The 25407-nt window shown below is 70.8% G+C and carries 25 protein-coding genes; 21 read left to right on the plus strand and 4 right to left on the minus strand.

Annotated features, from left to right (window positions below):
• Positions 1–44 precede the first annotated feature (44 nt).
• A complete protein-coding gene (locus EDF47_RS11945; RefSeq protein WP_132100286.1) occupies positions 45–713 on the plus strand; it encodes a hypothetical protein in 669 nt (222 codons plus the stop codon).
• Between the two features lie 5 nt (positions 714–718).
• On the opposite strand, the gene EDF47_RS11950 is transcribed toward EDF47_RS11945, so the two are convergent.
• Positions 719–1711 (minus strand): asparaginase, encoded by a 993-nt coding sequence (locus EDF47_RS11950; RefSeq protein ID WP_132100287.1) that lies wholly within the window; start codon positions 1709–1711, stop codon positions 719–721.
• Positions 1712–1769: 58 nt separating this feature from the next.
• Here EDF47_RS11950 and EDF47_RS11955 point away from each other — a divergent pair, with 58 nt between their 5' ends.
• The 12 genes from EDF47_RS11955 (at position 1770) to rbfA (ending at position 16220) form a co-directional block, all read left to right on the plus strand.
• Complete coding sequence (locus tag EDF47_RS11955) at positions 1770–2279, plus strand: OsmC family protein (protein WP_132100288.1); 510 nt, start codon at positions 1770–1772, stop codon at positions 2277–2279.
• 6 nt (positions 2280–2285) lie between these two features.
• Entirely contained in the window at positions 2286–3257 is a 972-nt protein-coding gene (locus tag EDF47_RS11960; protein WP_132100289.1) for an FKBP-type peptidyl-prolyl cis-trans isomerase, read from the plus strand.
• A 2-nt stretch (positions 3258–3259) separates the two neighbouring features.
• Entirely contained in the window at positions 3260–4342 is a 1083-nt protein-coding gene (gene dxr, locus EDF47_RS11965; protein ID WP_132100290.1) for a 1-deoxy-D-xylulose-5-phosphate reductoisomerase, read from the plus strand.
• Positions 4343–4516: 174 nt separating this feature from the next.
• Positions 4517–5851: a site-2 protease family protein gene (locus EDF47_RS11970; RefSeq protein ID WP_208320945.1), complete on the plus strand. Its 1335-nt coding sequence runs from the start codon at positions 4517–4519 to the stop codon at positions 5849–5851.
• A 24-nt stretch (positions 5852–5875) separates the two neighbouring features.
• Entirely contained in the window at positions 5876–7348 is a 1473-nt protein-coding gene (locus tag EDF47_RS11975) for a cytosine permease (protein ID WP_133937037.1), read from the plus strand.
• Positions 7349–7368: 20 nt separating this feature from the next.
• On the plus strand, positions 7369–7941 hold the full coding sequence (locus EDF47_RS11980) for a cysteine hydrolase (protein WP_133937035.1): 573 nt from the start codon (positions 7369–7371) through the stop codon (positions 7939–7941).
• Positions 7942–8015: 74 nt separating this feature from the next.
• Positions 8016–9149, plus strand: a complete 1134-nt coding sequence (ispG, locus tag EDF47_RS11985; protein ID WP_111083888.1) for a flavodoxin-dependent (E)-4-hydroxy-3-methylbut-2-enyl-diphosphate synthase — start codon at positions 8016–8018, stop codon at positions 9147–9149.
• Positions 9150–9433: 284 nt separating this feature from the next.
• Positions 9434–11185, plus strand: coding sequence for a proline--tRNA ligase (locus tag EDF47_RS11995; protein WP_133937031.1), 1752 nt, complete (start codon positions 9434–9436; stop codon positions 11183–11185).
• A 159-nt stretch (positions 11186–11344) separates the two neighbouring features.
• Positions 11345–12340, plus strand: coding sequence for a transcription termination factor NusA (gene nusA, locus EDF47_RS12000; RefSeq protein ID WP_111083890.1), 996 nt, complete (start codon positions 11345–11347; stop codon positions 12338–12340).
• Positions 12341–12406: 66 nt separating this feature from the next.
• A complete protein-coding gene (locus tag EDF47_RS12005; RefSeq protein WP_133937029.1) occupies positions 12407–12718 on the plus strand; it encodes a YlxR family protein in 312 nt (103 codons plus the stop codon).
• Positions 12719–12791: 73 nt separating this feature from the next.
• Positions 12792–15644, plus strand: a complete 2853-nt coding sequence (gene infB, locus EDF47_RS12010; RefSeq protein ID WP_123294300.1) for a translation initiation factor IF-2 — start codon at positions 12792–12794, stop codon at positions 15642–15644.
• 111 nt (positions 15645–15755) lie between these two features.
• Positions 15756–16220 (plus strand): 30S ribosome-binding factor RbfA, encoded by a 465-nt coding sequence (rbfA, locus tag EDF47_RS12015; RefSeq protein ID WP_123294301.1) that lies wholly within the window; start codon positions 15756–15758, stop codon positions 16218–16220.
• 72 nt (positions 16221–16292) lie between these two features.
• Here rbfA and EDF47_RS12020 read toward each other — a convergent pair whose 3' ends face one another.
• Positions 16293–17147, minus strand: a complete 855-nt coding sequence (locus EDF47_RS12020; RefSeq protein WP_208320953.1) for an A/G-specific adenine glycosylase — start codon at positions 17145–17147, stop codon at positions 16293–16295.
• A gap of 88 nt (positions 17148–17235) precedes the next feature.
• Between EDF47_RS12020 and EDF47_RS12025 the strand changes: the two genes are divergently transcribed.
• Genes EDF47_RS12025 through EDF47_RS12045 form a run of 5 tightly spaced genes read left to right on the plus strand, consistent with a single transcriptional unit; the run spans position 17236 to position 20489 of the window.
• Positions 17236–17682 (plus strand): hypothetical protein, encoded by a 447-nt coding sequence (locus EDF47_RS12025; protein WP_133937027.1) that lies wholly within the window; start codon positions 17236–17238, stop codon positions 17680–17682.
• Between the two features lie 22 nt (positions 17683–17704).
• Positions 17705–18664, plus strand: a complete 960-nt coding sequence (gene truB, locus EDF47_RS12030; protein WP_133937025.1) for a tRNA pseudouridine(55) synthase TruB — start codon at positions 17705–17707, stop codon at positions 18662–18664.
• Positions 18661–19026, plus strand: a complete 366-nt coding sequence (locus tag EDF47_RS12035; RefSeq protein ID WP_111083896.1) for a hypothetical protein — start codon at positions 18661–18663, stop codon at positions 19024–19026. Before truB ends, EDF47_RS12035 begins: the two co-directional genes overlap by 4 nt.
• Before the next feature lie 45 nt (positions 19027–19071).
• Positions 19072–19518, plus strand: a complete 447-nt coding sequence (locus tag EDF47_RS12040; RefSeq protein WP_123339724.1) for a hypothetical protein — start codon at positions 19072–19074, stop codon at positions 19516–19518.
• 8 nt (positions 19519–19526) lie between these two features.
• A complete protein-coding gene (locus EDF47_RS12045; protein WP_133937023.1) occupies positions 19527–20489 on the plus strand; it encodes a bifunctional riboflavin kinase/FAD synthetase in 963 nt (320 codons plus the stop codon).
• A 102-nt stretch (positions 20490–20591) separates the two neighbouring features.
• Here EDF47_RS12045 and EDF47_RS12050 read toward each other — a convergent pair whose 3' ends face one another.
• Positions 20592–21824, minus strand: coding sequence for a DUF349 domain-containing protein (locus EDF47_RS12050; RefSeq protein WP_173168634.1), 1233 nt, complete (start codon positions 21822–21824; stop codon positions 20592–20594).
• A 113-nt stretch (positions 21825–21937) separates the two neighbouring features.
• Positions 21938–22750, minus strand: a complete 813-nt coding sequence (locus EDF47_RS12055; protein WP_133937021.1) for a peptidylprolyl isomerase — start codon at positions 22748–22750, stop codon at positions 21938–21940.
• Positions 22751–22879: 129 nt separating this feature from the next.
• Here EDF47_RS12055 and EDF47_RS12060 point away from each other — a divergent pair, with 129 nt between their 5' ends.
• The 3 genes from EDF47_RS12060 to EDF47_RS12070 all read left to right on the plus strand — a co-directional run bounded on the left by EDF47_RS12060 (position 22880) and on the right by EDF47_RS12070 (position 25400).
• Complete coding sequence (locus EDF47_RS12060) at positions 22880–24232, plus strand: replication-associated recombination protein A (protein WP_111084157.1); 1353 nt, start codon at positions 22880–22882, stop codon at positions 24230–24232.
• 223 nt (positions 24233–24455) lie between these two features.
• Positions 24456–25085: a 30S ribosomal protein S4 gene (rpsD, locus tag EDF47_RS12065; RefSeq protein ID WP_111083900.1), complete on the plus strand. Its 630-nt coding sequence runs from the start codon at positions 24456–24458 to the stop codon at positions 25083–25085.
• Between the two features lie 132 nt (positions 25086–25217).
• Positions 25218–25400, plus strand: a complete 183-nt coding sequence (locus tag EDF47_RS12070) for a hypothetical protein (protein WP_111083901.1) — start codon at positions 25218–25220, stop codon at positions 25398–25400.
• The last annotated feature ends 7 nt before the right edge of the window (positions 25401–25407 follow it).

A 25407-nucleotide genomic window follows, 5' to 3' on the forward strand; every position in this document is an offset into this window, starting at 1 on the left:
TCGTCGGCGCCCCGGAGACGCCGCCGTCCTGCTGCGATGGAGGCATGACCCCGTTCGCTGCTCGGTGCGTCCTGGTCGGGACCGCCGTCGTGCTCGTCCTCGCCGGGGTGTTCGCGCCCCTCGACGGCGCTTCCCGTGCGGTGGTGTTCGCAGCCGCCGGGTGCTGCGCGGTGCTCGACGTCCTGCTGCACCGGTCCGGCGCAGGCGGACGCCGCGAACCGGAGTCGCTGTCCGGCGACTACTCCGCAGCGGCGATCGAGTCCCACTGTCCGAGCGCACCAGGACGGCTCCTGCTCGGCCACGGCTCGGACGGTGTGCCGTGGGAGACCGACACGACCGGTCACGTCGTGGTCGTCGGCACCGGGGCACTCGCCGCCGCGGTGTTCCGGGCGATCGCCGAACAGCTCCGCGCCACCGCCGATCCGTGGGACGACCTCCGCACAGCCGGCAGAATCGGAACCCAAACTGGCGACGACCCGGCGCTGCCCGACGGTACGACGCTGCCCGACGGCACGGCGGTGCTCGCTCGCCTCGACCGCTCCGGACGCCCGAGCGGCACGGTCGTGCTCGTCCCGGGACTCGGAGCGATGCCAGGGCTGTGGGACGCCGCGGTGGAGGTCACCCGCTACGGCTGCACCGTCCGTCGCCCACCCGACCGACGTGGTGTCACGCTCAGACCGGTGCTCCCGGTACTGCCGGAGCTCGTCGGGTGACGGCCTCAGCGCAGGCCGGAGCCGACCCGGACCGCGCCGACCGGCACACCACCGCCGAGCACCTGTTCACCCGTCGCCGCCAGGACATCGGCCACGCCGTCGGCGCCCACCAGCCCGTTCCGCTGCAGCAGGGTCAGCGCTGCGAGGGTGCCCGCGCGCTGTGACCCGTCCAGCACCTTCACCGCGACCGCGGCCCCACCGGGCAGCCCCATCACCATGACGCCCTCGGCCCCGAGCTTCGCCAGGACCTGCAGCCGCTCGATCGTGACGGTGTTGGCCCGACCGACCCCGTCGATCGCCCACGGGTGCGCCAGGACGGCGTCGGTCAGCGCCGTGGAGTCGTCGTCGGCCCGGGCGACGACGCCGGCGAACCCGCGTGCCAGTCCGGTCAGCGTGAGCGGGAAGACGGGGGCGCCGCAGCCGTCGGTGCCGACCAGGTCGACCGTCTCGTGCGTGTACTCCTCGACCACCGAGCGGACCCGCTGCTGCATCGGGTGCTCGATGTCCAGGTACGTCGCCTCGTCCCACCCGTTGACGCGGCAGGCGGCGAGCATGCCGGCGTGTTTGCCCGAGCAGTTCATCGCCAGGCGCCGGGGGCCGTCCATCGTCCGGCCGGTCGCTCGGTCGAAGGGCATGTCCGGCGGGCACCCGAGGTCGGCCTCGACGTGGTCGAACGACTCGAGCATGTGCAGCGCGAGGGCCTGGTGTGCGACGGTACCGGCGTGGCTCGCGGTGGTGAGGACGAGTTCCTCGTCGGAGAACCGGGCACCGGCGCCGCGGACGGCGAGGGCCTGGAACGGCTTCATCGTCGAGCGCGGGTAGATGCTGGCGGTGACGTCGCCGACCGAGTCGACGACGGCACCCGAGGAGTCGACCACGACCCCGGCGCCGATGTGCCGGCTCTCGTCGAACCCCGACCGGTCGAGGACCGCGAGTTCGACCGACCCGTCGGCGGTGAGAGGATGGCGATCAGTGCGGACTTCGTGGCTCACCGTCATGCCGCCATGCTAGCCAGGGCGGACGACCGCCAGTGACGCCGACGAAGGGGCAGCACCCGTGCAGGACCACACCTACGAGGTCTCCGTCAGCTGGACGGGAGACCGCGGCACCGGCACGTCCGGCTACCGCGACTACGGGCGCGACCACGTCGTCTCGGCGGTCGGCAAGCCCGACGTGGTCGGCTCGGCCGACCCCACGTTCCGCGGTGACCGCGACCGCTGGAACCCGGAGGAACTCGTCGTCGCCGCGTTGGCCCAGTGCCACATGCTCAGCTACCTGCACGTCGCGGTGACCCAGGGCTTCACCGTCGTCGACTACCGCGACACGGCCACTGCGTCGCTGAACCTGAACCGCGACGGCTCGGGCGAGCTCACCGGTGCGACGCTGCACCCGGTCGTGACGATCCTCGAGGCAGACCGGGTGGCCGATGCCGAAGCCGCGCACGCCACGGCGAACCAGCTCTGCTTCATCGCCCGGTCGGTGTCGTTCCCGGTGCACCACGAGGCCCAGACCGTCGTCCGTGCTGCGACATTGGCAGGGGACTCTTCAGCAGGTGGGGCAGACTAGGGTCCCGTGAAGCGTCTGCGCCTGCTCCCGATCGCCCTCGTCCCCGCCGTCGTGCTGGGACTCGCCGCATGCTCCGGCTCCGGTTCGGACGGGTCCACGGCCTCGCCGACCCCGACCGCCAGTGCGACCGCCTCGGCGATCACGTCCTGCCCGGACCCCGGCAAGGCCTCTGACTCGATCCGGGCGACCGGCTCGTTCGGGGGCGCGAAGGCCCCGACCGTCAAGTTCGCGGCGGGCCTGTCGGCCAAGACCCCGCAGGCCACGAAGCTCGTCTCGGGCAAGGGCGCGTCGTTGGACGAGGGCGACTACGCCCAGGTGTCGTACACGGTCTACGAGGCGAAGGACGCCAAGAAGCTCGGCACGGTCGGTTTCGACGAGGGCAACCCGCAGGTCCTGTCCGTCGGCGGCTCGGGCTTCGGTGCCCTCCTCGCCTGCTCGAAGGTCGGCGACCGGTTGGCAGCGGTCGGTCAGTCCGCGGCACTCGGCTTCAACACCGGCGGCGAGATCGTCGTGGTCGCGGACGTCGTCGCGCAGACCCCCACCAAGGCGAGCGGCACCCCGCAGGACCAGGACCCCGGCCTGCCGACGGTCAAGGACAAGGCGTCCGGCGAGCCGGAGATCACGATCCCCGACGGTGTGAAGGCCCCGACCAAGACGACCGTCGAGGTCCTCAAGCAGGGCGACGGCGCGTCCATCGCCGACGGCGACACCGCCCTCGTGCAGTACGAGGGCGTCGTCTACAGCACCGGCAAGGAGTTCGACTCCTCGTGGTCGAAGGGCGCCCCGACGACCTTCACGGTCTCCGAGAGCGCACTCATCAAGGGCTTCGTCACGGGGCTCGTCGGCCAGAAGGTCGGCTCCCAGGTGCTGATCGTCGCCACGCCGGAGGACGCCTACGGCGCGAACCCGCAGGAGGGTTCGGGCATCCCGAAGAACGCCACGCTCGTCTTCGTGGTCGACATCCTCGCGAAGGGCTGACCGTGGCCCGGCGCCGCATCGTCGTCCTCGGCAGCACCGGCTCGATCGGCACGCAGGCGCTCGACGTCGTCGCCCGCAACCCCGACCGGTTCGAGGTCGTCGGACTGACCGCCGGCAGCAACCGCACCCTGGTCGCCGAGCAGGCCGCCCGGTTTGGCGTGCGCGACACGGCGTTCGGGGCGCAGGCCTCCGAGCGGCTCGTCCGCAGCGTCGAGGCCGACGTCGTCCTGAACGGCATCACGGGGTCGGTCGGCCTCGGGCCGACGCTCGCGGTGCTCGAGACCGGTGCGACCCTGGCGCTCGCCAACAAGGAGAGCCTGATCGTGGGCGGTTCCCTGGTGCAGCAGGCTGCAGCGCCGGGCCAGATCGTCCCCGTGGACAGTGAGCACTCGGCGATCGCGCAGGCGCTCCGCTCCGGTGCCGACACCGAGGTGCAGCGGCTCGTCCTCACGGCGAGCGGCGGTCCGTTCCGCGGCCGCACCCGCGAGCAGCTCCGCGACGTCACCCCGGCGCAGGCGCTGGCGCACCCCACGTGGGACATGGGCGTCGTCGTCACGACGAACTCCGCCACGCTCGTCAACAAGGGGCTCGAGGTCATCGAGGCCCACCTGCTCTTCGGCGTGCCGTACGACCGCATCGAGGTCACGGTGCACGCGCAGTCGATCGTGCACTCGATGGTCGAGTTCGTCGACGGCTCCACCATCGCGCAGGCCTCGCCGCCGGACATGCGTCTGCCGATCGCGCTCGGCCTGGCGTGGCCGGGCCGCGTGCCCGGGGTCGGTGTGCCGCTCGACTGGACCACGGCGAGCACCTGGACCTTCGAGCCGCTCGACGCTGACGCGTTCGGCGCCGTCGCCCTAGCGAAGCGTGTCGGTGAGCTCGGCGGGACCTTCCCGGCCGTCTTCAACGCGGCGAACGAGCAGGCCGTGGCCGCGTTCCACGCGGGCGCCATAGGGTTCCTCGACATCGTCGACACGGTCGAGCGCGTCGTCGAGGAGCACACCGCGGGTGAGCCGTCACTCGACGGCGTGCTCGCTGCGGAGCTCTGGGCCCGCGCCGCGGCGGACCGCGCGCTGACCCGCTGACGCGATCCGCGCCTCCCGTCGGTCGCATGGTCACCACGTGACGGACTGGGCCCACACCGCCGGTTCCGGCGCGACGCGCCAGCGGCGGGACGGCCGTGCCGGTGGGGAGAGGCTCAGATCACCTCTAAGACGGCGCTCGGCTCCGTCATGGCAAGCGTCCCGTACCCTTTCCCGGTGACCGTCGAAACCGTCCTGCTCTTCGTCCTCGGCGTGGTCGTCTTCATCATCGGCCTGCTGGTCTCGATCGGACTCCACGAGCTGGGGCACCTGTCCTTCGCGAAGCTGTTCAACGTCAAGGTGACGCAGTACTCGCTGGGCTTCGGCAAGGCCATGTGGTCGTTCAAGCGGGGTGAGACCGAGTACGGCATCCGCCCGATCCTGCTCGGCGGCTACATCTCGATGGTCGGCATGCTCAAGCCGCGTGCCTCCGGCCGCCCGAGTGCGATCACGAACACCGGCATGTACGGCGCGTTCGTGCAGGACGCCCGCCAGGCCAGCGCGGAGCAGATCGCGGACTCCGGCGGCGACGACTCCCGCGCGTTCTACCGGCTGACCCCGTGGAAGCGCATCATCGTGATGGTCGCTGGCCCCGCGATGAACCTGGTGATCGGGATCGTCCTGTTCGGCGTGCTGTTGTGTGGCTTCGGGTCGCCGACCACGACGTTCACCTCGAGCGTCGACTGTGTCCTGCCGACAAGCCAGACGACCGAGTGCACCTCGGGCGATGCGGAGTCGCCGGCGAAGCAGGCCGGCATCGCGTCGGGCGACGTCGTGCTCTCGGTGAACGGTGAGCAGGACCCGACCATCGCGCGCGTCTCCGAGGTGTTCCAGAAGTCGGCCGGCGAGCAGGTGACGGTCGTCGTCGAGCGTGACGGTGCCCGGAAGACGCTCGAGATCACCCCGACGACCGCCACCCGCGACGTCTACGACGCCGAGGGCAAGGTCGTCACGAACGACGACGGCACGACGAAGACCCAGCGGGTCGGTGTCGTCGGCGTCAGCATCGGGCAGTCGCTCGTGCGGCAGTCGCCGGCCGAGGTCCTGCCCGCGACGGGTGCGCAGATCGCCGCGTCGGCGCACCTCATCATCGACCTGCCGCAGCGCCTGGTCGCCGTCTGGAACGCGGCGTTCGGCGCGCAGGAGCGGTCGCAGGACAGCCCCGTGTCGGTCGTCGGCGTCGGCCGCGCGATCGGCGAGGTCTCGTCGATGAGCGGCGTGCCGGTGGTCGACAAGGCGTACACGATCCTCGGGCTGCTGGCCTCGCTGAACATCGGCCTGTTCGTGCTGAACATGGTGCCGCTGCTGCCGCTCGACGGCGGGCACATCGCCGGCGCCCTGTGGGAGTCGATCAAGCGACGGTCCTTCAAACTCGTCGGCAAGGCGGACCCGGGCCCCATCGACCTGGCGAAGACGATGCCGCTCACGATGGTCGTCGTGGTGCTGCTGGCGGGGATGAGCGCGCTGCTGATCTACGCCGACATCGTGCGGCCCGTGAACCTGTTCGGGTAGTCGTTGCGGCGCTACGCTCAGCGGATGAGCACAGCGCCCACGAACTCCGGGCTCACCACCGCCGCGCCCGAGGTCCGCACCGTCGAACGGCAGGGCCTCGACGTCATCGCCGAGTCCGACCGCAAGGGCACCCCGCGCGGACTGTTCTGGCCGTGGTTCGCGGCGAACATCTCCGTCCTCGGCATCGCCTACGGGTCGTTCGTGGTCGGGTTCGGCATCTCGTTCTGGCAGGCGACCGTCGTCTCGGTTGTCGGGGTGGTGTTCTCGTTCCTGCTGTGCGGCGTCGTCGCGATCGCCGGCAAACGCGGGTCGGCGCCGACGATGGTGCTGAGCCGCGCGGCCTTCGGGGTCCGCGGCAACCGGGTGCCCTCGTTCCTCAGCTGGATCCTCACCGTCGGGTGGGAGACCGCCCTCGCCGCACTGGCCGTCCTCGCGACCTCGACGGTGTTCACCGAGCTCGGCTGGGACGGCGGGGTGCTGACGAAGGTCGTCGCGCTCGTCGTGGTCGCCGCGCTCGTGGTCGGGGCCGGCGTCGCGGGCTTCGACGTGATCATGCGCCTGCAGACCTGGATCACGGTCATCACGGGGGTGCTCACGGTCGTCTACGTCGTGCTCGCGGTGCCGTCCATCGACTTCGCCGCGATCGCCGCGATGCCGACGGGCAGTGCCCAGCAGTTCATCGGTGCGCTCGTGCTCGTGATGACCGGCTTCGGCCTCGGCTGGGTGAACGCCGCTGCCGACTACTCGCGGTACCTGCCGCGCTCGGCGTCGACCGGGGGAGTCGTCGGGTGGACGACCTTCGGCGGGGCGCTCGCGCCGGCGATCCTCGTGGTCTTCGGTGTCCTGCTCGCCGGGTCCTCGCCGGACCTGAGCGCGGCGATCGGTGCCGACCCGATCGGCGCGCTCACCACGATCCTGCCGGTGTGGTTCCTCATCCCGTTCGCCCTCGTCGCGATCCTCGGGCTCGTCGGCGGCGCGGTGCTCGACATCTACTCGTCGGGCCTCGCGCTGCTGAGCGTCGGCGTGAAGATCCCGCGGCCGGTCGCCGCCGGGGTGGACGGCGTGTTCATGGTGGCGGGTGCGATCTACATCGCCTTCTTCGCGACGGACTTCGTCGGCCCGTTCCAGGCGTTCCTCATCACCCTCGGCGTCCCGATCGCCGCCTGGGCCGGCATCTTCGTCGCGGACGTCCTGCTCCGGCGCACTGCCTACGCCGAAGGCGAGCTCGACGACCGTCGCGGCCGCTACGGCGACGTCCGGTGGGGCGCGATCGCCCTGGTCGCGGTCGGCACGGCGCTCGGGTGGGGTCTGGTGACGCTGGCGTCACCGGCGTGGCTGTCGTGGCAGGGCTACCTGCTCGGGCCGTTCGGCCTCGGCGGACGCGACGGCGCCTGGGCCTACGCGAACCTCGGTGTGCTGGTCGCGCTCGTCGTCGGGTTCCTCGGCACCCTGCTGTTCGCCCGGGGCTCCGTCCGGCGCCAGGAAGCACAGCGGTGAGCGCAACGGGGAGCGAAGCAGTGAGCACGTCAGGGACCACGGGCGTCCCCGACGACGCCTGGCTCGTCGTCATCGACATGCAGCAGGTCTTCACGGGGGAGTCTCCGTGGGCGGCGCCGCGGTACGACCACGCCGGGGTCGGTATCGAACGCCTGCTGCCCCGGTTCACCGGACGCACGGTGTTCACCCGGTTCGTCGCGCCCCAGCGCCCGCAGGGCGCCTGGGTGCCGTACTACCGCGAGTGGCCCTTCGCCCTCGTGCCGGACGCCGACCCGCTGTACGCGCTGACCGAGCCCTTCGCGAGTGCGGCAGGGGACCGGAACGACCCCGTCGTGACCGAGCCGACGTTCGGCAAGTGGGGGACGGGCCTCCAGGCAGTCGTCGGTGACCACCCGCACCTGGTGCTCACGGGGGTGTCGACCGACTGCTGCGTGCTGTCGACCGCCCTGGCGGCGGCGGACGCCGGAGCGACCGTGACGGTCGTCGCGGACGCCTGCGCCGGGGCGAGCGACGCGGACCACGAGCGGGCGCTCGGCGCGATGCGGCTGTACGCGCCGCTCATCACCGTGGTGGACAGCGCCGCCCGGCTCTGAGCGTCCGGTGTGACCGGGCCGGGACGCTCGGAGCGAGCGCGTAGAGTGCTCACGTGCCCGCTGTGAACCTCGGTATGCCCAAGTCGCCCGAAACCCTCGCCCCCCGACGCAAGTCGCGCCAGATCCGGGTCGGCAAGGTGCTCGTGGGCGGCGACGCTCCGGTGTCCGTCCAGTCGATGACCACGACCCCGACGACGAACATCAACGCGACGCTGCAGCAGATCGCCGAGCTCACGGCCTCGGGCTGCGACATCGTCCGGGTCGCGGTGCCGACCCAGGAAGACGCCGACGCGCTGCCGATCATCGCGAAGAAGTCGCAGATCCCGGTCATCGCCGACATCCACTTCCAGCCGAAGTACGTGTTCCAGGCGATCGACGCCGGTTGTGCCGCGGTCCGCGTGAACCCGGGCAACATCCGCAAGTTCGACGACCAGGTCGGTGCGATCGCCGCCGCGGCGAAGGCCGCAGGCGTGTCGCTCCGCATCGGCGTCAACGCCGGGTCGCTCGAGCCGAGCCTGCTGCAGAAGTACGGCAAGGCCACACCCGAGGCGCTCGTCGAGTCCGCCGTGTGGGAAGCCAGCCTGTTCGAGGAGCACGACTTCCACGACTTCAAGATCTCGGTCAAGCACAACGACCCGATCGTCATGGTGAAGGCCTACCGCCAGCTCGCCGCCGCCGGTGACTGGCCGCTGCACCTCGGTGTGACCGAGGCCGGCCCCGAGTTCCAGGGCACCATCAAGAGCGCCACCGCGTTCGGCATCCTGCTGGCCGAGGGCATCGGCGACACCATCCGCGTGTCCCTGTCCGCGCCGCCCGCGCAAGAGGTGAAGGTCGGCCTGCAGATCCTGCAGTCGCTCAACCTGCGCGAACGCAAGCTCGAGATCGTCTCGTGCCCGAGCTGCGGCCGGGCCCAGGTCGACGTCTACCAGCTGGCGAACGACGTCACCAAGGGGCTCGAGGGCATGTCCGTCCCCCTGCGCGTCGCCGTCATGGGCTGCGTCGTGAACGGCCCGGGCGAAGCGCGCGAGGCCGACCTCGGCGTGGCGTCTGGCAACGGCAAGGGCCAGATCTTCGTGAAGGGCAAGGTCGTCAAGACGGTGCCGGAGCACGAGATCGTGCAGACCCTCATCGCCGAGGCGAACCGCATCGCTGACGAGATGGGGCCGGAGGCCGCGCTCGGCAGCCCCGAGGTCATCACCACCCCGTAGCGCGCGCTCCCCCTCGCACCGTGCGAGGCGGGGCTCGGCGCGCTGCGCTCCCGTGCGAGGTTCCGTACTCGGTGCGAGTCTCCCCGCCCGGCACCGAGTACGCAACCTCGCACCGTTCGCCCGGGACCTCGCACCGTTCGCCCGGGACCTCGCACCGTTCGCCCGCAACCTCGCACCGTTCGCCCGGGACCTCGCACCGTTCGCCCGGGACCTCGCACCGTTCGCCCCGGACCTCGCACGGTGCGAGCGCCCGCGCCGTCGGCGCACGCCGCTAGGCTGGCCCCGTGGTCACACGGCTTTCGCATCTGTTCCTCCGTACGCTCCGCGACGACCCCTCCGACGCCGAGGTGACGAGCCACAAGCTGCTCGTCCGCGCCGGGTACGTCCGTCGCCAGTCCCCGGGGATCTTCGCCTGGCTGCCGCTCGGTCTCCGGGTGCGCGCCAAGATCGAGGGGATCATCCGCGACGAGATGGTCGCTGCCGGTGCGCAGGAAGTGCTCCTGCCGGCGCTGCTGCCGCGCGAGCCGTACGAGGCGACGAACCGCTGGACCGAGTACGGCGACGGCATGTTCCGCCTGCAGGACCGCAAGGGGTCCGACTACTTGCTCGCCCCCACGCACGAAGAGATGTTCGCGCTGCTGGTGAAGGACCTGTACTCGTCGTACAAGGACCTCCCCGTCACGCTGTTCCAGATCCAGGACAAGTACCGCGACGAAGCACGCCCGCGCGCGGGTCTGCTGCGCGGTCGCGAGTTCACCATGAAGGACGCGTACTCGTTCGACCTCACCGACGAGGGCCTCGAGCGCAGCTACCAGGTCATGCGCGACGCGTACGAGAAGATCTTCGCCCGCCTCGGCCTCGAGTACGTCATCGTCAAGGCGGACGCCGGCGCGATGGGCGGCTCCAAGTCGGAGGAGTTCCTGCACCCGATCGCCGTGGGCGAGGACACCTTCGTCCGCAGCGCCAACGGCTACGCGGCGAACGTCGAGGCCTACGTCACGCCCGTGCCCGCGTCGCTGCCGATCGAGGGGCAGCCCGACGCGGTGCTCCTGCCGTCGTCGGACACCCCGACGATCGACACGCTCGTCGCCCACGCGAACGAGGTCGCCCCGCGCGACGGCGCGCCGTGGACCGCCGCGGACACGCTGAAGAACGTCGTCCTCGCCCTCACGCACCTGGACGGCACGCGCGAGGTCGTGGTCGTCGGGCTCCCCGGTGACCGCGACGTCGACCTGAAGCGCGCCGAGGTGGCGTTCGCCCCGGCCGAGGTCGAAGCCGCAGGCGACGACGACTTCAAGAAGCACAAGGGCCTGGTCAAGGGCTACATCGGCCCGCAGGTCCTCGGCGCAGAGAGCGCCACGGGCATCCGGTACTTCGTCGACCCGCGCGTGGTCGACGGCACCGCCTGGGTCACCGGCGCCAACGAGCGCGGCGTGCACATCTCCGGCCTGGTCGCCGGCCGTGACTTCGTGGCCGACGGTGTCGCCGAGGTCTCGGACGTCCGCGCGGGGGACCCGTCGCCCGACGGCTCGGGTCCGCTCGAGACCGCCCGCGGCATGGAGATCGGGCACGTCTTCCAGCTCGGCCGCAAGTACGCCGAGGCCCTGGGCCTCAAGGTGCAGGACGAGAACGGCAAGCTCGCGACCGTCACGATGGGCTCGTACGGCATCGGCGTGACGCGCATCCTGGCGATCCTGGCCGAGGCGCACAACGACGACAAGGGTCTGGCCTGGCCGAAGAACGTCGCACCGTTCGACGTGCACATCGTCGCCACCGGCCGTGACCAGGTCGCCTACGAGCTGGCGACGTCGATCGTCGCCGAGCTCGAAGGCGAGCGGTTCGACGTGCTCTACGACGACCGTCCGAAGGTGTCGCCCGGCGTCAAGCTCCGCGACGCCGAGCTGCTCGGCATGCCGATCGTGGTCGTCGCCGGCCGCGGCGCCGCCGACGGCGTCGTCGAGCTGTGGAACCGTGCCAGCGGCGAACGCCGCGACGTGCCGGTCGCCGAGCTGCTCGACGCGGTCCGCGCGATCTAGACGCCACCAGGAGACGGACGGGAGGCCCGGTGCCAGCTGGCACCGGGCCTCCCGTCCGTCTCGGCTCGGGTCCGCGAGCCGCAGTGCGGTACGCTTGTGGCCGACTTCTGCGACGGTTCCATCCGCAGGAGCGACTCATCTGAATACGGAGGCACCTCGGTGAAGATCGATCTCGCAGTCCTGCGACTCATGGAGCGCGAGCGGGAGATCCCGTTCGACGAACTGGTCCAGATCATCGAATCTGCCATCCTGACCGCCTACCAGAAGCACGCCGAAGAGAACGGCGAGCCGGCCCACGCGCAGTCGCGTGTCGAGCTCGACCGCAAGTCCGGCGAGGTCAGTGTCTACGTCCCCGAGCTCGACGACGAGGGCACCGTCATCGGTGAAGCCGTCGACCAGCCGAGCGACTTCGGCCGCATCGCGGCCTTCGCGGCGAAGCAGGTCATCAACCAGCGCCTCCGCGACATCGGTGACGACAAGATCCTCGGCGAGTTCCGCGGCAAGGAAGGCGACATCGTCGCCGGTGTGGTCCAGCAGGGCCCGAATCCGCGCATGGTGATGGTCGACCTCGGCACGGTCGAGGCGATCCTGCCGCCCGAAGAGCAGGTGCCGGGCGAGTCCTACGCGCACGGTTCGCGCATCCGCGTGTACGTGACGAGCGTCGCCCGCGGCAACAAGGGCCCGCAGATCACGGTGTCGCGCACCCACCCGGGCCTGGTCCGGAAGCTCTTCGCCCTCGAGGTGCCGGAGATCGCCTCGGGCGTCGTCGAGATCACGTCGCTCGCGCGCGAAGCCGGCCACCGCACGAAGATCGCGGTCAAGGCGAACGAGCCCGGCGTCAACGCGAAGGGTGCCTGCATCGGCGAGCTGGGCGCGCGCGTGCGTGCGGTCACCAACGAGCTCGGTGCCGAGAAGGTCGACATCGTGGACTGGTCCCCGGACCTGTCGGCGTTCGTGGCGAGTGCCCTGTCGCCGGCCAAGGTGACCAGCGCCTTCGTGCTCGACGCGTCGACCAAGGCCGTCCGCGCACTCGTGCCGGACTACCAGCTGTCGCTCGCGATCGGCAAGGAAGGGCAGAACGCGCGCCTGGCTGCCAAGCTCACCGGGGCCCGGATCGACATCCAGCCGGACTCCATCCTGGACGGCGACGACTAGGCGATTTCGCCGCCGGCGTGCCCAGAAGGGCGCGCCGGATCGCGGACGTCCGAGGCAAGGAGTAGAGTGGTTCCCGTCAGAACGTGCATCGGCAGTCGTCGTCGCGCTTCCCGATCCTCACTCCTCCGAGTCGTCGCCCTGAGCGATGGTCGCGTCGTGGCGGATCCGAAGGCAGTCATGCCGGGCCGGGGAGCATGGCTCACACCGACCGTCGATGCCTACGATCTGGCCGTCAAGCGCAGGGCTTTCCGCCGTGCGCTCCGGTTGGATCGCGATCCCGACACGTCCGCGGTGCTCGACCACATCGTCGGCCTCTTACGAGCGTCGACCGAGCGCCCGGACATGACAGAACAGGCTGAACGGCTTATGGACAACTGATGAGCGGCTCGAAATGAGACCCGTCATCCATTGAGTCCTGCCCTTTACGGGGTGGGACCCGTGAAGGAGAACAGTGGCTAAACCACGCGTACACGAGATCGCAAGCGAACTCGGCGTCGACAGCAAGACCGCACTCGAGAAGCTCAAGGAGCTCGGCGAGTTCGTCCGGGGTGCCAGCTCGAGCATCGAGCCCCCCGTTGCCCGGAAGCTCCGTGCCGCCCTGCAGGCGGACGGTGTCCCGGCATCCAAGCCCGCAGCCTCGGCCCCCGCGCCGAGCACGCCGGCCAAGAGCAGCACGCCCGCGTCCGGCGCGCCGAAGCCCGGTGGCCCGCGCCCCGGCCCGGTCCGTCCGGCACCCGCACCGGAGCCCGAGGTCCAGGCAGCACCTGCTGCCGAGGACGTCCCGACCCCGGCCGCACCGAAGTCCGTCGCCCAGCGACAGGCCGAGGCCGAGGCCGCACAGAAGGCCCGTGCCGAGAAGGCCGCCGCCGAGCAGCAGGCTGCCACGCAGCCGGCCGACTCGACCGGTGACGAGCCGAAGACCGACGCGGTGAAGCCTGGCTCGAGTGCCAAGCCCGCCGCTGCCGGTCCCAAGCCCGGTGGCCCGAAGCCCGGCGCACGTCCGGGCAACAACCCCTACGCGTCGAACCAGGGCATGGGCTCGCGCCCGCCGCGCCCCGGCAACAACCCCTTCGCCTCGAACCAGGGCATGGGCCAGCGCCCCGCCGCTGGTGCCGGTGGAGCGGGCATCCCGCGTCCGCAGCCCCCGCGTCCCGGCGTCCCGCGTCCGGGTGCACCGCGTCCGGGTGGACCCGGTCAGGCGAACCGTCCCAACGGCTTCGGGCAGCGCCCGGGCCAGGGTGGCGGTCGTGGCGGCCCCGGTGGCGCCCGTCCGGGTGCCGGCGGCGGTGCCGGTGGCGGCTTCCCGCGTCCGGCCTTCAGCGGCCCGCGTCCCGCCGGTGGCGGTGGCCGTGGTCGTGGCCCCGGTGGTGGTACCGCCGGTGCGTTCGGTCGCGGTGGCGGCAAGAGCCGTGCCCGCAAGTCGAAGCGGACGAAGCGCGCCGAGTACGAGATGCGTCAGGCCCCGTCGCTCGGCGGTGTGCAGGTCCCTCGTGGCGACGGCAACACGGTCGTCCGACTCCGTCGCGGTGCGAGCATCTCGGACTTCGCGGACAAGATCGACGCCATGCCCGGCAACCTGGTCACGGTGCTGTTCCACCTCGGTGAGATGGCGACCGCGACCGAGTCGCTGGATGAGGCCACTTTCGAGGTCCTCGGTGACGAGCTGGGCTACAAGATCCAGATCGTCTCGCCCGAGGACGAGGACAAGGAGCTCCTCGAGGGCTTCGACATCGACATCGATGCCGAGTACGCCGACGAGGACGACTCCGTCCTGCAGGTCCGTCCCCCCGTCGTGACCGTCATGGGTCACGTCGACCACGGTAAGACGCGACTGCTCGACGCGATCCGGAACTCGAAGGTCGTCGAGGGCGAAGCCGGTGGCATCACCCAGCACATCGGTGCGTACCAGATCGTCACCGAGCACGAGGGCATCGAGCGTCCGATCACGTTCATCGACACCCCGGGTCACGAGGCCTTCACGGCCATGCGTGCTCGTGGTGCGCAGGTCACCGACATCGCGATCCTCGTGGTCGCGGCGGACGACGGCATCATGCCCCAGACGATCGAGGCGCTGAACCACGCGCAGTCGGCCAACGTGCCGATCGTGGTCGCGGTGAACAAGATCGACAAGGAAGGCGCGAACCCGGCCAAGGTCCGCCAGCAGCTCACCGAGTACAACCTGGTGGCGGAGGAGTACGGCGGAGACGTCATGTTCGTCGACGTCTCGGCTCGGCAGAACATCGGCATCCAGGACCTCCTGGACGCCGTGCTGCTCACCGCTGACGCCGGGCTCGACCTGCGTGCGAACCCCGACAAGGACGCCCGCGGCGTCGCGATCGAAGCACGGCTCGACAAGGGCCGTGGTGCGGTGGCGACCGTCCTCATCCAGTCCGGAACGCTGCACGTCGGCGACGCCATCGTGGCGGGCACGGCCTACGGCCGCGTCCGTGCGATGACCGACGAGAACGGTGTCGCGGTCAAGGCCGCCACGCCGAGCCGCCCGGTCCAGGTGCAGGGTCTGTCCTCGGTGCCCCGCGCCGGTGACACGTTCCTCGTCACCGAAGAGGACCGAACGGCACGTCAGATCGCCGAGAAGCGTGAAGCCGCCGAGCGCAACGCCCAGCTGGCCAAGGCCCGCAAGCGCATCTCGCTCGAGGACTTCACCCGTGCACTCGAAGAGGGCAAGGTCGACTCGCTCAACCTCATCATCAAGGGTGACGTCTCCGGTGCCGTCGAGGCACTCGAGCAGTCGCTCCTGGACATCGAGGTCGACGACAGTGTCCAGCTCCGCATCCTCCACCGCGGTGTCGGTGCGATCACGGAGTCGGACATCGACCTCGCCACGATCGACAACGCCATCGTGGTCGGCTTCAACGTCCGTCCGGACGTCAAGGCCCGCGAGCGTGCGGCGCGCGAAGGCATCGACGTGCGCTTCTACTCGGTCATCTACAACGCACTCGACGACATCGAGCAGTCCCTCAAGGGCATGCTCAAGCCCGAGTACGAAGAGGTCCAGTCCGGTGTCGCCGAGATCCGCGAGGTCTTCAGCTCCTCGAAGTTCGGCAACATCGCGGGTGTCATCGTCCGCTCCGGCACGATCACGCGCAACGCCAAGGCGCGCGTCATCCGTGACGGTGTGGTCCTGGCCGACGGACTGGCGATCGAGTCGCTCCGTCGCTTCAAGGACGACGTCACCGAGGTCCGCACGGACTTCGAGGCCGGTATCGGTCTCGGCAAGTTCAACGATCTCCAGATCGGTGACGAGATCGAGACCACCGAGCTCGTCGAGAAGCCGCGCGACTGATCGTGTGACTACCCTGGGCCCCGGCCTCCCTTCGCGGGAGGTCGGGGCCCGACCCCTTTCCACGCAGAACCACCGGCGGGAAACGTCCCGCCACTGCCTCAGGAGGCACCCATGGCCGATCCGCAGCGCGCACGCAAGATGGCGGACCGCATCAAGGAAGTCGTCGCACGCCGTCTCGACAAGGGTCTGCGCGACCCGCGTCTCGGGTTCGTGACGATCACCGACGTCCGCGTGACCGGAGACCTGCAGCACGCATCGGTCTTCTACACCGTGTACGGCACCGACGAGGAGCGCGCCGACTCCGCCGCGGCACTCAAGGCCGCGACCGGCATGCTCCGCTCCGAGGTCGGCAAGAACATCACGGCGCGGCTCACCCCGTCGCTCGAGTTCATCGCCGACGCACTGCCGGAGACCTCGGCGCACATGGAGGACCTGCTCGTGCAGGCCCAGGTGCGTGACGAGCAGGTGCGAGCTGCGTCGGTCGGTGCGACGTTCGCCGGCGACGCCGACCCGTACAAGCACGACGAGGACGAGGACGACGAGTCCGACGACGAGCAGGACGTGGCGCGGGCGTAGCCCGACGAGCGTCCGAGCGCCCCGCTGCACCGTGTGCGGCGGGGCGCTCGTGCGTCGTGCCCGGCGGAGACGTCAGGCGTCCGGCAGCCGGTACCCGGTGGCGTCGTCGCCGACCGCCAGTCCGTCGCGCAGCAGCGACGCGAGCGCTCGGTCCCGCTGCTCGGCGTCCGGCCAGACCGGTTCGATCTCCGACCGGGCGACCGGCACGTCGCTCGCGCGCAGCTCGGCCATGATCAGCCCGCGCACCTGCCGGTCGCTGCCGGCGAACTTCGCCTGCTTCGGGGCGCGTGGCCCGTCGTGTTCGGGGTACCCGGCCGCACGCCAGGCGCAGCGGTCCGCGATCGGGCACGCGTCGCACGCGGGGGAGCGGGCGACGCAAACGAGCGCTCCGAGTTCCATCACCGCCGCGTTCGTCGCAGCGGCGTCGTCGCGGTCGGCCGGCAGCACGGATTCCATCAGGGGCAGGTCGTCCTTGGCCTTCGCCGGCCCGGGCTCGCCCTGGCCGAGGAGCGCGCGCTTCAGGACCCGCCGCACGTTGACGTCGACGACGGGGTGCCGGTCGCCGTACGCGAACACGGCGACGGCCCGTGCCGTGTAGTCGCCGATCCCCGGCAGCGCGAGCAGCGCCTCGACGTCCCGGGGGACGACGTTGTCGTGCTCGGTGGCGATCACCGTGGCCGCCGCGTGCAGCGCGAGCGCGCGTCTCGGGTAGCCGAGCCGGTCCCACGCACGCACCGCGTCCGCCGGGGGCGACGCCGCGAGGTCCGCAGGCGTCGGCCACCGGGTGAGCCACGCCTCCAGTCGGGGGATCACGCGCGCGACCTGCGTCTGCTGCAGCATGATCTCGCTGACCAGGGTGCCCCACGCGGGGAAGCCGGGACGACGCCACGGCAGGTCGCGGGCCTCCTGTCGGAACCAGGTGGTCAACGGGGTCGCGATGTCGGGGACGCTCGCGTTCTCCACATCCGGCTGGGAGGCCCTGCTCGCGTTCACCACGACAGCCTACGGTGGACGCATGGCACGCTGGGCACCCGAAGAGACCGACACGATGGCCGCGATCGCTGCTGAGGTGGTCGCGCAGGTCGGCACGAACCGGACCGTGATCGGCATCGACGGGCAGGCCGGCACCGATCTCGAACACGTCGCCGCCACGCTGGTGGCCGGCTTCGAGCAGCACGGGGTGTCCGCGATGGCCGCGACGGCGCCGTCCGCCGATGCCGACACGCTGCGCGACGAGGTGGTCGCCCCGTTCCGCACCACCGGCGCCGGTGACGGCGTGCTGGTCGTGCACGGGCCCGGACTGCTGGCTCCGGGGGTCCGCGGGCTCTGGCGCTGGTCGCTGTGGGTCGAGCAGGAAGCCGGCCGGCTCGAACGTCGGGCGGACGTCAAGATCGCCGCCTCCGCCGTCCTCGACGTCACCGATCCCGAGCACCCCCGTCGCGAGTGGAATGACGCCTGCTGACCGGCGCTGGTAATCTCCTCTGGTGCTCGAAACCGTGCCGGACGGCATCCTCCTCGTCGACAAACCGCAGGGGATCTCCAGCCACCGCGTCGTGTCGATCGCCCGCCGCCGCCTCGGTCTGAAGAAGGTCGGCCACGCGGGGACCCTCGACCCGATGGCGACCGGGCTGCTGCTCCTGGGGATCGGGCACTCCACCCGGTTGCTCACCCACCTGGTGGGCCTCGGCAAGACCTACACCGCCACCATCCGGCTCGGCGTGTCCACGGACTCCGACGACGCCGACGGCACTCCGACCGCCGCGACCGGCATCGCCGCAGCAGACGTCTCGGACGAGTCCGTCGAACGTGCCGTCGCCCTGCAGCGCGGCACGATCGACCAGGTCCCGTCCACCGTCAGCGCGATCAAGGTCGACGGGCGCCGCGCCTACGACCTGGCGCGCAAGGGCGAGACCGTCGAGCTGAAGTCCCGCACGGTCACCGTCTCGCGGTTCGACGTCACCGGCAGGAACGACCGCACCGTCACGGTCGACGGTGCCGAGGTGGCGGTCGTCGACCTCGACGTCGTCGTGACGTGCTCGTCCGGCACGTACGTCCGGGCTCTCGCACGCGACGTCGGCGCCACCCTCGGCACCGGCGCGCACCTCAGCGCGCTCCGCCGCACCCAGGTCGGTCCGTTCGACGTGGCCGACGCGATCGACCTCGAGGACGACGCCGTCGACGTCCGCGCGGCGCTCGCCCGTCCGGCCGACGTGGCACGCCGGTTGTTCTCGTCGGTGTCGCTCGACTCGGCCGCGGCGAAGGACCTGACCGACGGCAAGCGCGTCGCAGCCGACCACCCCGACTCGGACGAGCCGGTGGCTGCCGTGGCCGTCGACGACGACCGCCTCGTCGGACTGGTCTCGGTCCGGCGCGGACTGCTCCGGGTCATCACGAACTTCCCGGCGCCGGCTGCTCCGGCGTCGCAGAACGGGGCGCACGCGTGATCGAGTGGTTCATGTGGGTCCAGCTCGTCGTCGCGGTCCTGGCCGGGCTGTTCGCCGTCGTGGTCGGGTTCATCGGCTGGAAGCCGAACGACTACACCGTGGGGTCCCTCGCGCTCATCGAGGTCCTGCTCCTGGTGCAGGGCGTCATCTCGATCGTGCTGCCCGCGACGGGCAGCCCGCCGGACGGCAACGCCCTCGAGTTCGGGGTCTACGCCGTGTCGGTGCTCCTGGTGCCGCCGGCGGCCATCGTCTGGGCGCTCGTGGACCGCACGAAGTGGAGCACCGTCGTCCTCGGCGCCGGCGCCTTCACCGTCGCGGTCATGATCTACCGGATGTACCAGATCTGGTTCGCCCTGAACTGACGCCGAGCGTCATGGTGGTCCGCGCACGTCGGTAGAATCGGTGCAATGGCGACAAGATCCTCACTCGCGACCGGCATCGGCCGCGTCCTCATCGCCGTGTACGGCATCCTCGCCCTGGCGGCGACGGGCCGGAGCGTCGTGCAGATCATCGAGAAGTTCTCCTTCGCGCCGTTCGCGTACACGGTGAGCGCCATCGCCGCCGTCGTGTACATCGTGGCGATGATCGCCCTGATCGTTCCCGGACGCTTCTGGTACCGCGTCGCGTGCGTCACGATCGTGTTCGAGATGACCGGTGTGCTCGTCATCGGCACGCTCTCGCTGTTCGACCGGCAGCTCTTCCCCGACGACACGATCTGGTCGTACTACGGCATGGGCTACGCCTTCGCGCCGCTGGTGCTGCCGATCGCCGGACTCTGGTGGCTCCGCAAGCACCACCGCACCGCGACGGTCGAACCGGTGCCCGCATCGACCACCGCCCCCGTGGGCGAGTAGGAGCAGCCGTGCAGTTCTACGACGACATCGCCGACGTGGCCGAGGGCTTCGGTCCGAGCGCCGTCACGATCGGCAAGTTCGACGGCGTGCACGTCGGACACCGCGCGGTGATCGCGCACCTGGAGCGTGCCGCCCACGAGCAGGGCCTGGTCGCCACCGTGGTGACGTTCGACCGGCACCCCCTCAACGTCATCGACCCGCAGCACGTCCCGCCGGCACTCACGAGCACGGCGCAGCGGCGCGAGCTCCTCGACGACGCCGGGGTCGACGCCACCCTGCTGCTCCGCTTCGACGAGGAACTGCAGTCGAAGTCGCCCGAGGCGTTCGTGTCCGAGATCCTCGTCGACACCCTGCACGCCCGGCTCGTCTTCGTCGGCAGCGACTTCCGCTTCGGGGCGAAGGGTGCCGGCGACGTCGCCCTGCTCCGCACCCTGGGGGAGGAGCACGGCTTCACGGTCGAGCTCATCGACGACGTCGACCTGGTGGACGACGTCCGCCCCGACGGCGAGCGGCGCGTCTCGTCGACCTGGATCCGCGAGCTGCTCGGCGACGGGCGGGTGGCCGAGGCCGCCCGGCTGCTCGGGCGTGAGCACGCGGTCCGCAGCACCGTCGTGCACGGCAACCAGCGCGGGCGCGCCATGGGGTACCCGACGGCGAACCTCGACCCGGCGTTCGAGGGGTTCGCACCGGCCGACGGCGTCTACGCCGCGCGCGTGCTGCACGACGGCACGGTGTACCCGGCGGCCGTCTCGGTCGGCAACAACCCGACGTTCGAGGGCGTGCCCGCCAAGCAGATCGAGGCGCACCTGCTCGACGTCGACCTCGACCTGTACGGCGACCGCATCTCGGTGCTGTTCGTCTCGTACGTCCGCGGCATGGTGAAGTTCGACTCGATGGACGAGCTCGCCACGCAGATGCGGCAGGACGACCTCGACATCCGGTTGCTGCTGGGCCTGCCCACGCCGGTCTGAACGGCGGCGGCACACCGGACGCCAGCAGACAGTGCCCACACGGCACCACACGACGACGCCCCCGCGACCGATCGGTCACGGGGGCGTCGTCGTGTGCGGTGACTAGCTGCCGAGGGCGTCGAGCCAGATCTTGCGGGCGTCGAGCGCTTCCTGGGCGTCCTTGATCTTGCGGGCGTCGCCGGAGGCCTGCGCGTCGGCGAGCTCGGACTCGAGCTTGCCGATGGCGTCCTCGAGCTGGCTGGCGAGTCCGGTCTGCCGGGCCTTGCGCTCCGGGTTGGACTCCTTCCAGTGCGCGTCCTCGAGCCCGCGCACGTGGTCTTCGATCGCACGCAGGCGGTCCTCGATGCGACGGACGTCTGCGCGGGGGACCTTTCCGACCTCGTCCCAGCGGCGCTGGATGCCGGTCAGGGTCTTGCGCGCCGCCACCCGGTCGGTCGCCTTGAGCAGCGGCTCGGCCTCGGTGAGCAGCGCCTGCTTGGCCTCGAGATTGCCGGAGAACTCCTCGTCCTCTGCCGCGCTCTCGGCGTGGCGCTGCTCGAACAGCACGTCACCGGCGGCCTTGAACCGTGCCCAGAGGGCATCGTCGTGGCGCTTGCCGGCGCGCCCGGCGTTCTTCCAGTCGTCGAGCAGCTGGCGGTAGTCCGGGATCGCGTCGGACCCGCGCGAGGCGAGTGCCTCGGCCTGGGTCACGAGTTCCTGCTTGCGGGTGCGGGCGTCGCGGTGCTGCGCGTCGAGCTCGGAGTAGAACGCGCGACGGTGCTGGTCGACGGTGGACCGCGCTGCGCGGAACCGCTTCCAGAGCTCGTTGGCCTCGTTCTTGGGGATGCGCGGGCCGTCGTGCTGGTGCTGCTGCCAGCGGGCGAACACGTCGTCGAGCTGCGCCGTGATCTGCTTCCACTGCGCGCGTGCCGGGTCGACCGCCGCGAGTGCCTCAGCCTCTTCGACCAGGGCCGCACGGTGCGCGAGGGCGTCGTTCAGGGCCTGCTGCGCCTGCTCCGCCTGCTCCTTGGTGAGCGAGCCGAGCTGCTCGGTGAGCGCGCCCACTCGGGTCTCGAGTGACTTGATGTCACCGACCACGCGGGCTTCGGCCACCAGGGTCGTCAGGTGCTCGACCGTCCGGGCGACGTCGTTCGCCGACGCACCACGCTGGACGCGCTGCTCGGCGATCTTCACCTGCCCCTCGAGGTCGGCGTACTTCCGCGCGAAGTAGGCGAGGGCTTCTTCGGGGGTGGCGTCCGGGTACTCACCGACAGCACGTTCGGTCTCTTCGTACCGGACGTACACGGTCCCGTTCTCGTCGACCCGCCCCCAGGTCGTTGCTTCGTCAGATCCCACAGGTCTCGCCTCGATCGTGGTCGTGCATCGCCGACGTCACCGTCGGCACGGTCAGGTCGTCAGCCTATTGCACGGACGGGCTCCGCGGCCCGCCGGACGCAACGGCTTGTGGACTACTTCTCCTGGGCGATGGTCGCGGCGGTGATCGTCGTCGCCACCTTCGGCTCACCGGTGCCGTCGTCACCGGGTGACGAGATGCCCTTCGCGGCGATCTTCGACTCGAGTTCGGACAGGCCGCTCGTGACCTTCCCGACGACCGTGTAGCCGCCCGTGGAGCCGTCGAGCGTGGTGTCGCCGTAGACGATGAAGAACTGGGTCGACTGCGAGTACGGCGACGTCGACCGCGCGATCGCGATGGTGCCCTCGTCGTAGACGCCGTCGCTCGGGACGTTCTCGAGCGGGCCGTACTCGAACCCGGCGTCGCCCGTGCCGTCGCCGTTCGCCGAACCGCACTGCAGGAACTTCAGCCCGTCGCTGTCGGCGAGCCGGTGGCAGGTGGTGCCGTTGTAGAACTGCTCCTTGATCAACGAGATCTCGACGCTCGCGGCCTGCGGGGCCTTCTCGCCGTCCAGTTCGATGCCGAGGTCGATCGACTTGTTGAGCGTCAGTGAGCCCGTCCAGGTCGCGCCCTTCGCGATCTCCTTGCTCGGCACGTCGCCCGTGTTCGCCGCCGTGGCGCTGGCCGAGGGCGTCGGTGTGGCGGTGGCGCTCGCGCTGGCGTCCGCCGACCCGTTCCCCTGCGAGCCCGCGAAGGCGAGCTGTGACCCGGTGGCCAGGGCGGCGACCAGCACGAGGACACCGGCGCCGACCAGGTTGTCGCGCACCCGCCGGCGGCGCTGCCGGTCGTGGAGTCCCTGGCGGGCCTGGTAGAGACGGAGGCGCTCGCGCGCCTCGCGGTTGTCGCGCGCTGGGTTCTTCGGTGCCACGGTGCTGTTCTGCCCTCTCGTCGCAGTGTGGAACGAGCGTATCCGAGTCGTCACCATCAACGGCCTGGGAGGCGCGGGGCTGTCAGTGGGTCGGCCTACGATTGGTGCATGGCAGCGGACCGTTCGAGCATGCGTGCGCCCACGACGGGCGGTCGCGCCGGTCTCGCGCAGGGCTCCGTCCCGCTCGCGGTCCGGATGCGCCCGACGAGCCTCGACGAGGTCGCCGGCCAGCAGCACCTGCTCGGCCGCGGGTCGCCGCTCGTGCAGCTCGCCACCGGTACCCGCGACAACCCGGGCGGTGTGTCGGTCATCCTCTGGGGTCCTCCCGGCACCGGCAAGACCACGTTGGCGCAGGCCATCGCGCGGCAGTCCGGGCGCGAGTTCGTCGAGCTCTCCGCGGTCACCGCCGGCGTCAAGGACGTGCGCGAGGTCATGGAGAAGGCCCTCACCCACCGCGACCTGTACGGGTCCACGACCGTGCTGTTCCTCGACGAGATCCACCGGTTCAGCAAGGCCCAGCAGGACGCCCTGCTGCCCGGGGTCGAGAACGGGTGGGTGATCCTCATCGCGGCCACCACCGAGAACCCGTCGTTCTCGGTCATCTCCCCGCTGCTGTCCCGGTCCCTGCTCCTGACGCTCAAGCCGCTCACCGACGCCGACCTCGGCATGCTCGTCGACCGTGCGGTGGAGGACCCCCGCGGCCTCGGTGGCGCGGTCGTCCTCGGTGACGAGGCACGTGGGGCCATCGTCCGGTTGGCCTCGGGTGACGCCCGACGCGCCCTCACGGCGCTCGAGGCCGCTGCGGCCTCGGCCACCGCGGCCCAGGACGACGACGACGACACCGTGCCGGTGGTCGACGCGGACACCGTCGCCGCGGCCGTCGACCGTGCACTCCTGCGGTACGACCGGCAGGGCGACGAGCACTACGACGTCATCAGCGCGTTCATCAAGTCGGTGCGGGGGAGCGACGTCGACGCCGCGCTGCACTACCTCGCGCGGATGATCGAGGCGGGCGAGGACTCCCGGTTCATCGCGCGCCGGATCATCATCTCGGCGTCCGAGGACATCGGCATGGCGGACCCGCAGGCGCTGCCCATCGCCGTCGCGGCGGCCCAGGCCGTGCAGCTCATCGGCATGCCCGAGGGCCGCATCCCCCTGGCCGAGGCCGTCGTGTACCTGGCGACCGCGCCGAAGTCGAACGCCGCCTACAACGGTGTGAACGCGGCGATGGCGGACGTCAAGGCCGGCCGGATGGGCACCGTGCCGATGCACCTGCGCGACGCGCACTACGCCGGGGCGAAGCGACTCGGCCACGGCAAGGGCTACGTCTACTCGCACGACGCCGAGCACGGGGTCGCCGAGCAGCAGTACCTGCCCGATGCGCTCGAGGGCACCGAGTACTACACCCCGACGGCGAACGGCTACGAGCGCGAGGTCGGTCCGCGGCTCGAACGACTCCGGAAGATCACCCGCGGGCAGTAGGACGGCACGTCGACTTCCTGCTAGCATTGCCGGGCCTACGTCCTGGTCCTCGAGCACGGCTGCGTTGAGGACAGAGTGCCACTCCGGTGGTACGCGGGCAGAGGTTCGGACTGTAGCCGTCCGATCCCACAGGCTCATCCCTCTGGATCCCGTCGTCGGGGCCACGGGCACTCGCGTGCCCGGCCTCCGGTGAGTATTCAGTTCGAACAGAGAAAAGGACCCTGTGTCTACCAAGTCACGTACCCGCAGCAAGACCCGCCTGTCGCGCGCACTCGGCATCCCGCTGACGCCGAAGGCGGCCCGTTACCTCGAGAAGCGCCCCTACGGCCCCGGTGAGCACGGCCGTACGCGCCGTCGTGCGGACAGCGACTACGCCGTCCGCCTCCGTGAGAAGCAGCGTCTGCGCGCCCAGTACGGCATCCGCGAGAAGCAGCTCCGCATCGTCTTCGAAGAGGCCCGCAAGACGAAGGGCCTGACCGGTGAGAACCTGGTCGAGCTCCTCGAGCAGCGCCTCGACGCCCTCGTGGTCCGTGCCGGCTTCGCCCGCACCACCGCGCAGGCCCGTCAGCTGATCGTGCACCGTCACCTGCTGGTCGACGGCAAGCTCGTGGACCGCCCCTCCTTCCGCGTCAAGGAGGGCCAGCTGATCCACGTCAAGCCGAAGTCCGAGTCGATGGAGCCCTTCCAGGTCGCCGCTGCCGGTGGCCACCAGGAAGTCCTGCCGAAGGTCCCGGGTTACCTCGAGGTCGAGATCGACAAGCTCCAGGCCCGCCTCGTGCGTCGCCCGAAGCGCGCCGAGGTCCCCGTGACCTGTGAAGTGCAGCTCGTCGTCGAGTACTACGCAGCTCGCTGATCCACTGATCACACCCGAACGGCGGGTCGTCCTCTCGAGGACGGCCCGCCGTTCGGCGTTCCGGCCCCGAAGTGCCCGGCGGCTAAGCTTGTCCGGGCATGCACCGCCAGGGTGCACAGAGGGAGAGGCACCGTGAAGCAGCTGTTCTTCGTCGCGGTCGGCGTCGTCATCGGGTTCGCCGTGGCGCACCAGGTCGCCAGGACCCCCGGAGGCGCACGGCTCTTCGCCGTCGTCGACGCGAGCACGAAGGCCTTCACGGGCGCGGTCGCCGACGGGTACCGGTCCCGCGGGGCCGAGCTCCGCACCGACGTCTGAGTCGTCG

It is taken from the genome of Curtobacterium sp. PhB190, assembly GCF_004365385.1.
Lineage (GTDB): Bacteria > Actinomycetota > Actinomycetes > Actinomycetales > Microbacteriaceae > Curtobacterium.

Coding starts and splice junctions, on each gene's coding strand:
- EDF47_RS11945 (WP_132100286.1), top strand. CDS start 45: ATGACCCCGTTCGCTGCTCGGTGCGTCCTGGTCGGGACCGCCGTCGTG.
- EDF47_RS11950 (WP_132100287.1), bottom strand. CDS start 1,711: ATGACGGTGAGCCACGAAGTCCGCACTGATCGCCATCCTCTCACCGCC.
- EDF47_RS11975 (WP_133937037.1), top strand. CDS start 5,876: ATGAGCACAGCGCCCACGAACTCCGGGCTCACCACCGCCGCGCCCGAG.
- ispG (WP_111083888.1), top strand. CDS start 8,016: ATGCCCAAGTCGCCCGAAACCCTCGCCCCCCGACGCAAGTCGCGCCAG.
- rbfA (WP_123294301.1), top strand. CDS start 15,756: ATGGCCGATCCGCAGCGCGCACGCAAGATGGCGGACCGCATCAAGGAA.
- EDF47_RS12025 (WP_133937027.1), top strand. CDS start 17,236: ATGGCACGCTGGGCACCCGAAGAGACCGACACGATGGCCGCGATCGCT.
- EDF47_RS12040 (WP_123339724.1), top strand. CDS start 19,072: ATGGCGACAAGATCCTCACTCGCGACCGGCATCGGCCGCGTCCTCATC.
- EDF47_RS12060 (WP_111084157.1), top strand. CDS start 22,880: ATGCGTGCGCCCACGACGGGCGGTCGCGCCGGTCTCGCGCAGGGCTCC.